General features: G+C 58.2%; 7 protein-coding genes. 1 reads left to right on the top strand and 6 read right to left on the bottom strand.

All coding sequences use genetic code 11. The features are described from left to right. Positions 1-210: 210 nt before the first annotated feature. Complete coding sequence (hisS, locus tag HMPREF2527_RS02860) at positions 211-1,572, bottom strand: histidine--tRNA ligase (RefSeq protein ID WP_070506227.1); 1,362 nt, start codon at positions 1,570-1,572, stop codon at positions 211-213. A 292-nt stretch (positions 1,573-1,864) separates the two neighbouring features. Between hisS and HMPREF2527_RS02855 the strand changes: the two genes are divergently transcribed. Next, positions 1,865-3,133 carry a DUF349 domain-containing protein gene (locus tag HMPREF2527_RS02855; RefSeq protein ID WP_070506225.1) on the top strand — a complete coding sequence of 423 codons (1,269 nt, stop codon included), beginning with the start codon at positions 1,865-1,867 and terminating at the stop codon, positions 3,131-3,133. A gap of 586 nt (positions 3,134-3,719) precedes the next feature. Here HMPREF2527_RS02855 and HMPREF2527_RS02850 read toward each other — a convergent pair. The 5 genes from HMPREF2527_RS02850 to HMPREF2527_RS02830 all read right to left on the bottom strand — a co-directional run bounded on the left by HMPREF2527_RS02850 (position 3,720) and on the right by HMPREF2527_RS02830 (position 10,845). Further along, positions 3,720-4,529 carry a hypothetical protein gene (locus HMPREF2527_RS02850; RefSeq protein WP_246824752.1) on the bottom strand — a complete coding sequence of 270 codons (810 nt, stop codon included), beginning with the start codon at positions 4,527-4,529 and terminating at the stop codon, positions 3,720-3,722. A 355-nt stretch (positions 4,530-4,884) separates the two neighbouring features. Continuing rightward, a complete protein-coding gene (locus HMPREF2527_RS02845; protein ID WP_070506222.1) occupies positions 4,885-5,601 on the bottom strand; it encodes a DUF6318 family protein in 717 nt (238 codons plus the stop codon). A gap of 392 nt (positions 5,602-5,993) precedes the next feature. After that, positions 5,994-6,242 carry a hypothetical protein gene (locus HMPREF2527_RS02840; RefSeq protein WP_005505891.1) on the bottom strand — a complete coding sequence of 83 codons (249 nt, stop codon included), beginning with the start codon at positions 6,240-6,242 and terminating at the stop codon, positions 5,994-5,996. 589 nt (positions 6,243-6,831) lie between these two features. Then, positions 6,832-8,472: a histidine kinase gene (locus HMPREF2527_RS02835; protein ID WP_070506220.1), complete on the bottom strand. Its 1,641-nt coding sequence runs from the start codon at positions 8,470-8,472 to the stop codon at positions 6,832-6,834. A 279-nt stretch (positions 8,473-8,751) separates the two neighbouring features. Next, positions 8,752-10,845, bottom strand: coding sequence for a hypothetical protein (locus HMPREF2527_RS02830; RefSeq protein ID WP_070506219.1), 2,094 nt, complete (start codon positions 10,843-10,845; stop codon positions 8,752-8,754). Positions 10,846-11,039 lie beyond the last annotated feature (194 nt).

The raw sequence follows: 11,039 nt of genomic DNA, 5'->3' as shown, positions 1-11,039 counted from the left end.
TGCCATGGTTTTTAACTACGACAGAAGACGCTAAACCATGGCACAAATTCACAGGGCAGAAAGCGCGACAAAAAGACCCGCCCGGCAGGGAGGTCAATATCCTCCCCACCAGGCGGGTACACATCCATATGCAGGCTACAGCAACCAAATTATTACAGCAGCCAGATAATACTGCAACCAAACACCGCAGGCATTACAGGCCCCTAATGTTTACAGGCCCTCAGCACGTACAATCTGAACGTGCAGATCCTCAGCCGGCGGCATCCACGAAGCCGGATCAGCAGCAACCTGCTCACCCGAACGGATATCCTTCACCTCGTGAACCGGGGCACCCGACTCATCCGACGAAATAAACCACACGAACGGAATGCCGCGCTTCTCAGCGTACTTAATCTGCTTACCGAACTTCGCCGCATTCGCGGACACCTCACAGGCAATACCGCGGGCACGCAGCGCATCCGCAACATCATTCGCGGCGGACCAGCCCTCATCATTGGTCAGGGCAACAAACACAGCCGAAGGTACCTTACGGCTCGCCTGCGCAAAACCCTGCGACAGGATACGAGCCACCACACGAGTCACACCAATAGACAGGCCAACACCCGGGTACGTCTTCTTACCGTTCGACGCCAGCGACTCATAGCGGCCACCCGAGCAAATCGAACCCAGCGACTCGTGACCAACCAGAACAGTCTCATACACGGTGCCGGTGTAGTAGTCCAGACCGCGAGCAATCGACAGGTCAGCCAGCACCTTACCCGGCGCACGGCGGGATGCCTCCTCAATGACTTCAGCCAGCTCAGCAAGACCCTGATTCAGCAGCTCATGCTCCACCGAATACTTAGCGGCAAGCGCACGCACCTGCTCCACGAAAGAAGCATCCTCAGTGCGAATCTGCGCCAGCTCCAGGGCGGCAGCGGCAGCATCCGCGCTCGCACCGGCCTCAGCCTGCAGCTCCTCAGCCACACGCTCAGCACCAATCTTCTCCAGCTTGTCGATAGAACGCAGAACAGCCGCAGTATCAGTCAAACCCAAGCCCAGGTAGAAACCCTCAGCCAGCTTGCGGTTATTCACACGCAGCTTGAACTCAGGAATCGGCAGCTTCGACAGCGCATCAACAACAACCAGCGCCAAGGTCACGTCGTAACGGAACGGCAGCTCACCGTCGCCAACCACGTCAATATCAGCCTGAGTGAACTCGCGGGCACGACCCTCCTGCGGACGCTCACCACGCCACACCTTCTGAATCTGGTAACGCGAGAACGGGAAATTCAGATAACCGGCGTTCTCCACCACGTAACGGGCAAACGGCACGGTCAGGTCAAAGTGCAGAGCCAGCTTTTCCTTAGCCTTCGCAGCCTCGTCCTCCTGCAGACGAGAAATTGCGTAAACTTCCTTGTCAATCTCACCCTTGCGCAGCAGCTGCTCAATAGTCTCTACCGAACGAGTCTCAATCGGGGAGAAACCGTGCAACTCAAAAGTCTCACGCAAAGTGTCCAGAACATGATTCTCAACCAACCGCTCAGCCGGAAGATACTCGGGAAAACCAGACAGCGAAGCCTTGCGAGCCATACGCGATACTCCTTGACAAAGAACTCGACAACAAAACCCCGGAACACCTCCGGGCATATCTACCCATCATACCAACACCCACCCCAGCACAGCACCCACTCCCCCAGCACAACCCGCACAAACCCGCGGCCGGCAGGTTCGCCCACAACACAACACGACCAGACACTACTCACACACACCCCGCAGAGGCTATGCTTAGGAGGTGCACACGCACACCCAAACGGGTGCCCACCACGGGGAACAGCGCAAAGGCGCCCCACCCCCAGCACCCCCGAGTGAAAGAGTTATAGCGGTGACTACCAAACCCGACGACACTGTAAACCTCGAAAAGGCACGCCAGTACGGCCGCGTCTCCGAGGACGGCCACGTCTTCGTCATTGTCGACGGCGAAGAATACGCCGTAGGCCAGCTGCCCGGCGCCTCCGAAGAAGAAGCGCTTAGCTACTTCGCCCGCAAGTTTGAAAACGTCGAGGCGCAGGTTGCCCTGCTCGAATCCCGCCTCGCCAACAACGCCCCCGCCGCAGACCTGCAGAAGGGCATCACCTCCATCGGTGCGCAGATTGGTGTGCGCAACATGGTCGGTGACTACTCCGGCCTGCAGAAGCGCCTCATCTCCCTCGCAGAGCAGATCGCTGAACTTGGCGAGAAGCAGCAGCAGGCACGCATCGAAAACCGTGAACGCGCCCTCGCCGTCCGTGAAGAAATCGTTGCCGAAGCCGAGCAGATTGCCGGCCAGGACCCCGACCAGATCCACTGGAAGAACTCCCACTCCCGCATGAACGAACTGTTCGAAGCGTGGAAGAAGGCACAGCGCGAAATTCACCTGGCAAAGAGCGTAGAGGACGAGCTGTGGAAGCGTTTCCGCGCAGCCCGCACCACCTTCGACCGCAACCGCCGCGCACACTTCTCTCAGCTGGACGACCGCAACGCACGCATCAAGCGCGCCAAGGAAGAGCTGATTGCACGTGCGGAAGAGCTGTCCACCTCGACTGATTGGTCTGAGACTTCCCGCGTATACGGCGACCTGATGCGCGCCTGGAAGCAGGTACCCCGCGGCCACCGTCGCGAAGACGACAAGCTGTGGGCACGCTTCCGCGCGGCACAGGACGTGTTCTTCAACGCCCGCAACGAAGCCGAAGCAGCGCAGGACGCAGTCTACGCCGAAAACCTCAAGGTCAAGGAAGCACTTCTCGAAGAAGCACGCGCACTCCTGCCCGTCGAAGACATTGAGGGTGCGAAGGCAGCCTTCGAGAAGATCCTGGACCGCTGGGATGCGGCAGGCCGCGTGCCCCGCAACGACCTGCGCCGCGTCGACGGCGAACTGCGCCGTATTCAGGACGAAATCAACGGCGCCGAAGAGGCAAAGTGGAAGCGCAACGACCCCGCCAAGGCGGCACGCGCGAACTCCCTGCTCGCACAGATCGAGGACTCCCTCGCCGAGCTGGAAGCAGAACTCGCAGCAGCTGAGAAGGGCGGCGACTCCAAGAAGATCGCCAAGGCCAAGGAAGCTCTGGAGGCGCGCCGCGCCTGGGCAGCAACCCTGCAGGGCTTCGGCAACTAAGGTCTAGCGACAGTCTAAATAACGGTCTAATTAACGCCGAGAAGCCACATGTGTTTCGAAAAGCCACTTCTTTGGTGGCTTCTCGAAACACATGTGGCTTCTGCGTGTCTGCGGGGGTTATATTCGCGCCCCCCACCCGATGCAGATGGAGGGCGCACCGGGTTCATGGATTTTCGATAGGTTAGTGACTTTAATGCGGGTTAAAGACCCACGGTGAAGACACTAACCTATCGAAAACCTCTGTCTAAAAAGCAGGCGGCCCCGGATGCGCCAGGTTGATGGGCGGGAGCCGGTTATGGTTTAGCTTTTTCGGTAATGGATTAGTGACTTCAGGCTGGGGTTTTAACCATTACCAAAGACGCTAAGTCATGACTGAAATTGCTAGGTCATGACCGGATTTTCACCGGTGCTGAGGTGTCGCCTTCGCAGAATTTGTGCCATGGTTTAGTGTCTTCTGCCGTGGTTTTTAGCTACGACCAAAGACACTAACCTATCGAAAACCTCGGCCTAAAAAGCAGGCGGCCCTGAACGTTCAAACATTCGAGGCCGCCTGCTGTGGTTATCTATATATTGGGTTGGATCTGGTTTACATATCAGGCCAGTCGCGGTGCAACGAATACTCCGTATCCCCGTCACCGTTATCATTCAGGTGCCAGCGCTGACCGGTACGGATATCAGCCTTGCGTAGGCGCGGGTTCGGGTTATCCTTCTTACCCATCGTGGGGTCGTTCTTGCAGCCCCAACGAGTGTCGTCGTAGCTGCAGTCACCTGCCACGCGGCCCACATCAACCCACCACACACGCACCAGCAAAGGATCACTGGTCGCCTGCGGAGTCACCATCATCATCTGCCACGGGCCACCATCCACACGGAAACGAGCCGTGTAATGCACGGTCGCATACGCATGGAAGTTACCCGAACGCTGGTAGGCGTAGCTGGTATCCGTCTGCCTCGGACGCTCACGGGGGTAGGTGGTGACCGGTTTGCCAGCGGTGTAGTTAGTGGCAGTATCGCCGTTGCCGTACTCGATGACATAGGAGGAGGGCATGAGCTCAATTTCGACGTGTCCGGCGAGCATGTCTGCTTCGAGGCGGTAGGGGCCTCCGTCGTCGACGTAGAAGTTGATCTGGTCGCCCTTGTAGACGTTGGGGTCGCCTTCTGCTCGGCCGGTTCCTGCGGGGTTGTTGTAGGACTGGTGCAGGGTCGGCTTGCCTGGCTCTAGCGACTCTGCAGCGTGGCGGATTTCCTCCATGACTTCTTCGTAGGTCGGGCCGGTGGGACCCGGGCTGTCGGCACTGGTCAGGGTGCGGGTATCGTTGGGAATGCAGCTAGCAGAAGAAGGACTATGTCTGCTTCCACCACGGTCGATAGGAATTCCGTTTTCGTCTACGGTCATGTTTGTATATCCAACATGCCCTACTCGTCCGTCTAGCGTGGTGCAGAAGAAATTGTTGGGGTTGTCTTTATAAGATGTAACATAAAATCCCTCGCGCCGTTTTGTCGTATCTGTTTCGGGGGCAGGCGTTACTGGCTGGTTTGTAACGGAATCAATATCTGAAGCGCTTCCTGTTCTTTCCGTATTTTCATTTCCAACCATTTCTTTAGGAGGAATTTTCTCTTGGCATATGCTAGCAGTATTATTTGATGAACATTCACTCGTTTTTACATCTGCAAATGAGGGGAGAATACTAAGTTGAAATATTTGTATGCTTACAAAAGGGAGGAAGAGAATTTTATGCCACTGCTTCATTTTAATCTTCAACCTTTACATACCCAATAAGCTCCCATTTTTGACCGTTGTGCTTTAGCTCAATTTTATAAGTGTCGTTAGTTTTATCTTCATTGGTCCAAGAGCGCCAACTACCATCAGCCGCGACATAAATCTCCTTTTCCCAGACATGGTAAGCCTTCCAAAAATAAGTCTCCCCGTCCTCAGACCACGGCGCGCCATCAGCAGTCAAGCTTTCAATACCATCAATCACCCAACCACCATGCTGGTAAAGCCTCTCGACACCCTCATAAGCCTCCAACTCGCTCTTAAAAGTCGGCGACACAAACTGACGAGCCATCGAATAATCACCAGTCTGCACGCCATAATTACCCCATTTGACCCAAGCGTCCAAAGTCTTACGCATACCTTCAACAGACTTCTCACGGTACCCGTCTTCAGGCTCAGCAGGCTTGGGCACATTCTGCGCCGGACCGTACTTATCAGCAGGGCGATACTCACCATCAGGCGCCTTCGAACCACCCGAATAACCGCGGACAGTAGACGGAGTAGCACTCGCCGAAGGCGACTCAGATGCCGCCGCAGAAGCCGAAGCCGACTCGCTCGGCACGGCGGTCGATGATGCCGAGGCTGCCGCCTCGTTATTTGCCTGCTGACCGCAGGCTGCGAGCAAGGCACCCAGGCCCACAAGTGCGCCGCTACCCAGCAGGGTACGGCGATTAAAGATGGTCGAATCCATAGAAGATACGCTCCTATCGTCGGTGATGGTGTGTTGTTTAGTTACTAGTCGGGCCGTTATTCGCAGGTCAAGCTGACTGCCGGAAGGGAAACAGCCCCGTAGCGCACCCAACAAACGCATCAATGCGTTATGGAACACTACAGTTACCACCCTACCGCATCTTTGTGTATATTTGCGTTGCTTTGAGTGCAATAGTATCTGAACGTCATTATTCGGACACATCAATGCTTTATGCATCAAATAAATCTACACTCACGGAGGCTCTGCCCCTGCAGAATTTGTGCCATGGTTTAGTGTCTTCGACCATGGTTTTTAACTACGACCAAAGACGCTAACCTATGGCACAAATCCGCAACTCATGACCGGATCCCCATCTGTGACAGGTGGGCGGGCTACACGGCGAGCGCATACATGTCGCGGAGGGCCTCTTCTGCCTCGTCGAGGGCATATCCGCTCTGGCAGAGCGCGTCGCAGCCGTTACCGTAGCGGAGGCCGGCGAGGAACTCGCGGTCGGTCACCTCCGGCAGGTACACCATGAGGTATTCGCCGTTGTCAGTGAAGAAGTCGTCAATGTTGGCGGCGTCCTGACCGGAGTAGAAGGCGCGGAAGTCTTCGTCATTGTAGTAACCAACCGTGTACATGAGGGGCTCCTTTGGTCGCTCGGCGGAGTGGGTGAGAACGCGTCGTTGTTCTCTACCACCAAGGTACGGAGCACCCCTGACAAGATAAGGGGCTGCACCGCCCGTGCCGGAGAAAAAGCAGAAAAATATTGCGTGACGAGGGGGTTTTCTGGAGGCGCGCTCCCCCGCCGCGCGGAAGATTAGGCGCGGACGGGCTTGCCTCCTGAGCGTTGCTGCTCCGCCTCCCACACACCGCGCGGGAAATTCGGTCATGGGTTACGGACTTCGACCATGGGTTAGTGACTCTGGGCTGGGGTTTTAACCCCCACCAAAGTCACTGACCCATGACCGGAAATCGGTGCTGTGCAGAGGGGGTAGATTACACGGCGGGTAGCTGACTGTTTCGATAGGTTGCTGTCTTTACTGCGGGTTAAAGACCCACGGCGAAAACACTAACCTATCGAAGGAGTCCCCGACCCTCCCCGCTTAACGGCGAGAAGCCACATGTGTTTCGAGAAGCCACCAAAGAAGTGGCTTTTCGAAACACATGTGGCTTCTGGACGGATTACCTCTGGGCGAATAACGGCGGATTACCACGCTACATTCGGGCCTACTCGCCCCTCAGGAATGACGCGACCTTACCCCAGAAACCCTTCTGGTTTCCAGTGTTGCGGGTGCCCGTGGGGGTCGGCTGGAAAACCGGACGCTGCTGGCTCGGCGCTTCCTGCTGATACGCGGGGTTCTGCTGATACGCCGGGTTCTGCTGGTACTGGGGAGGCGCCGGCTGGTACGGGTAGTTCGCCTGCGGGTGCTGCGGGTTCGGCTGGTAGCCCTGCGCCTGGTACGCGCCTGCCTGAGGCTGAGCACCCGGGTGGTAGTGGGCATCGGGTCGGTACGGGGATTCTGCGCGGTACGGGGCGTCCGCGTAGCCCTGGTTCTGGTATCCCTGCGGGTTCGGGCGGTACTCAGGGGCCGGCTGAGGAGCCTGCTGATACGCGGGTTCTGCCTGATTTGCCGTCGCCTGGTTCGCTGCGGGGCGCGGCGGGTTAGAGTACGCGGGGCGCGGGTTCGGCTGCTGCGGCTGGGCAGGTGCCTGACGCTGTGCGGGAGCCGGGCGCGCCTCCTGAGCGGGTTTCGCGGTAGAAGCGGGTGCCGCCGCGGGTGCGGGCTGAGCGGGAGCCGGGCGCTTCGGGCGGGCCTGTTGTACACGCTGTCGCGGCTGGCCACTAGGAACCTGCAAGTGCGACCCCTCAGGAACGCCACTCTGCTCCGCAAGATCCTGAACAACGAACGCCGAGCTGAAAAGCATGTCCTCCATGGTCCACTCAAGCGGCGGCTGTGCGTTCGGTGCCAGCTGCAGCTTGTCCAGTTCGCGCAGGTGCAGGGCGAGCACATCCACCATGTAGCTGATGACGGCGAGGTTCGGCTGCTCCCCCAGGTTCTTCGGGTAGGCGAAGTGGTAGATGTAGGTGTTGATGTTCTGCCGCTTTTCCAGGGCTTTCGCCGCCTTCTCAACGGGGACGCCGCCGCAGGTAAGATCCGAGAGGCTGTCGAAGGTTGCGGGGCCTTCAGAGGCACGCACGGTCAGCGGACGCGAGGGGTCCACGGCGGACTGCTTCGGCCAGAAAATGCCGGGTCGGAATGCCATCTGCAGGCTGTTGTTGACGACGATTTCCTTCTCGGGTCGCCAGGGCTTCTCGTGGTCCACGATGTACTTGCGCGGCATGGCGAAGGTGGTGAAGGAGCACGCGAGGCTCTGCAGCTCCTCCCCTGCCGGTGAGGTGCTCAGAATGTATGCTTTGGCGCGGTTCCAGGTTTCGCTGTTACGCATCTTGTTGACGAACATGGACAGCTTCGTCATGAACCCGTCGACTTTGACGGTGGGTGCGTCGGCGGTAATCAGGTAGATCCGCGCCGTGCCGTAGAGCGAGGAAAGCGCATACTTCTTGTTCGATTCGCCGAAGTTGGTGCCCATGATGAGGTGGCAGGTGGGCGGGTTGACCGGTTCGCCGTCGTAGTAGGGCGTGTAGTCGAAGCCCATGTCGATGACCTGGCAGGCTTCTGCGGCGGCGTGGATGGTGTCGAGGGTGAGCGTTTCGTTGGTGGGCGTGCCGTCCGCGTTGTTGAAGGCGATGAAGGCGGCCGTGTAGCCGTAGGCTGCGCTCTTGGGCTTGTCCAGGGCGAAGGTGTTGCATTGCGGGTGGCGTACGGCGTACTGCTGTTGGATGTGTGATACGGCGCTGTTCGGCATGTTCACTCCTTGGGGTGTGGTTGTTTATCGGATTCGATTGTGTGGGTGTGTGATGTGTTTTACTGTACGCTACTCCCCTGACAGGCTAAGCGGGTGGGGGTGCTTTTTTCGCGATAAATCGCGATGAGGCGGCTGTACTCCCACCGGCGAGCGCGCTCTCAGCGGCGAGTTTGGCGGGCAGAACGGCGGCGGGTGGAGGGGCGGCGCATCCAACGCTGCGGGTGCGCCGCGCCCTGTGTTTTACCGGCGCTTGTTTTACCGGTGCTTTAGCCTGGTGGGCTACTTGCCGCGGCGGCGCTTAATTTCCCGGCCCCAGACCATCACAATGTCGATTCCGAGAACCCCGTACTCGTACTCATCGAGAGCGGCCCGAACTGCCTTGGTGTTCACCGCAAACCAGTCGTCGGGCAGCGAGTCGATCCACGCTTCCCAGTCTGCGATGCGCCAGTTGTAGGTTCGTTCCATGAGGTCCACGAAATCGTCGCCTCCAAGTGCTTCGGGGAACTGACAGTACCGCAAGGAGTCCGACTCACTGTTCGGCCGTTCTTCCCGATAATTAACGAACTGGCGCCAGTTCTTCTTCGTGATGATGAAGGACTCTTCCCCGTCAGGACCGAACTTTTCCACGGTGCCCACGTACGAATTGGTTTTAACACGCTCCCAGAAGGTCGGCACGTCAATTTCGCCGCGCTTGACCAGGTCGGCCAGGTACTCGATACGGTCGTGCGGAGGGGCGATGGCACCATCAGGGAGAGCGTCGCCGAAGGTCAGCAGGCGGCCGGCGCGGTAGTCCTCCATGTTGATGGTCTCCCACGAGAAGCCGTTGATTTCTTCGTGCTGGTCGGGCTCCAGGCAGGGGTACCATTCGTTGTCGTACACCATCTGCAGGAGTTCGTTGGAGCGGTGTTCGCCTTCGTAGGCGAAGTCGTTCACCTGAATATTGCGAACGTATTCTTCCTGTTCTTCGTTCAGATAGTACTGACCATCCTTGCGGCGGAAGTTGAGCTTCTTGGTTTCGGTGCCGTTCTTCAGTTTTGCCTTATGGATGTTGACGGCGTGTTCGATCATCCACTGGCTCGGGTCCAGTACGTATGCGAGGCGAAGCTGCGTCTCGTACGGGGTGATGATGTTCAGGGTGCGCAGCAGTTCTTCGCACCCGTCGGGGTCTTCCCAGTACATGTTTTCGCCGAGGTACTTGAGCTTGTCGTCAAGGGTCATCTTGGGGATTGCGTCCCGCAGGGTCTGTGCCCATTCGGCGGCTTCTTCGTCGTCGGGGTCGGCTTCTACTTCTGCTTCGACCTTCGCCAGTTCCGATGCCATGTAGGTGTCGATGTTGAAACGCTCCGTGTACATCGGCTCCATAGCGTCGCAGCGTTCCTTGTTGATCTGGCGACGCTTCTCTTCCAGGGCCTGGTAGTACTCCAGGTCGTCCAGGGTCTTCTGCTGCTCTTCGGGGGTGAGGCTGTTCCAGTACTCTTCCTCAGCAATACGATCCTGCTCATCCTCATCAGGGGCGGGCTGCTGCGGCAGGCGAAGTTCACCGGGGCGGCCGTACTGTCCGGTGCCGAAGGCGTCCAGGGTGATGGCGCCGTGCTTCTCTTCGCGCAGCGGGTGGTCACTGTTCAGCCACGCGCGGGCCTCGCTGATGCTGATGGGCTTGGTCAGGCGGTACAGGCGCACCTCCTGGTTCAGGTCGTCCAGGCGCATCTTCTGCTGCTTGAAGGAATCACGAGCTTCCTTCTCATTCAGGTACACGTAGATGTAATCGCCGCATTCCTGCCACCAGGGTGCGTCCAGGCGCGGGTCATCCCAGATGAGTTCCTTGCCGTCCTTGCGCTTGTACCGCGGGCGGCCCTTCGGAGGGTTGTTCACCTCCTTGCGTCCTCGGTTCACGTGCACGAGGTAGCCGTACACGCCGGGCTCGCCTTCCAGCTCGTTCTCAAGCGTGACGTGGTCATGATTTTTAGGAATATCGCCTGACCAGTGCTTCTCATCGTTGAAGTAGGCGATTTCTTCGTCGGTCATGTTGTCGAAGAGGGAGCAGTCGAAGAGCATGCGCGGGTCAATGAAGAAACGACGAACCCTCTTGCCATCATGTTCATAGTCATTCACCATGTTGGGAAGGTCCTTGGGCATACCGTAACGGCGCCACTTGTAGGGGTGGACGGTGAGGTCCTTGTCCCAGGGGGTTTCGCCGGTGATGCCGGGGGCGCGGCGCTGCATGAGTTCGGCGGAGAGGTTCTTGCCCTTGACGACGACGCGGTGTGCCTTTTCGAGCTTCTCGTAGGAGTAGCGGGCGCGGGCGTTGCGTTCGGCGTGGTACTTCTTCTGGTAGGCCTTGTAACGGGCTTCAGCTTCAGGGCTGCGTGCCATGGTGGTGGTCCTTTCTCTCGGATGCGCTGGGAGGCTGCGGTGCTCTCGGCGCGTGGGCTTCGGTGCTTCTGATTACAGAATAGAGAGGACCCCTGACACGATAAGCGAAACGGGATTTACCCGGGGGTAAAGCACGGACCACCTCCCCTCTGACGGCGAAAAGCCACATGTGTTTCGAGAAGCCACCAAAGAAG

Origin of the sequence: Rothia sp. HMSC071B01 (genome assembly GCF_001808945.1) — a bacterium.
In the GTDB taxonomy this organism is placed as follows: Bacteria; Actinomycetota; Actinomycetes; order Actinomycetales; family Micrococcaceae; genus Rothia.
This window is presented reverse-complemented; position numbering and strand designations above follow the sequence as displayed.

Coding starts and splice junctions, on each gene's coding strand:
- hisS (WP_070506227.1), bottom strand. CDS start 1,572: ATGGCTCGCAAGGCTTCGCTGTCTGGTTTTCCCGAGTATCTTCCGGCT.
- HMPREF2527_RS02850 (WP_246824752.1), bottom strand. CDS start 4,529: ATGACCGTAGACGAAAACGGAATTCCTATCGACCGTGGTGGAAGCAGA.
- HMPREF2527_RS02845 (WP_070506222.1), bottom strand. CDS start 5,601: ATGGATTCGACCATCTTTAATCGCCGTACCCTGCTGGGTAGCGGCGCA.
- HMPREF2527_RS02840 (WP_005505891.1), bottom strand. CDS start 6,242: ATGTACACGGTTGGTTACTACAATGACGAAGACTTCCGCGCCTTCTAC.
- HMPREF2527_RS02835 (WP_070506220.1), bottom strand. CDS start 8,472: ATGCCGAACAGCGCCGTATCACACATCCAACAGCAGTACGCCGTACGC.
- HMPREF2527_RS02830 (WP_070506219.1), bottom strand. CDS start 10,845: ATGGCACGCAGCCCTGAAGCTGAAGCCCGTTACAAGGCCTACCAGAAG.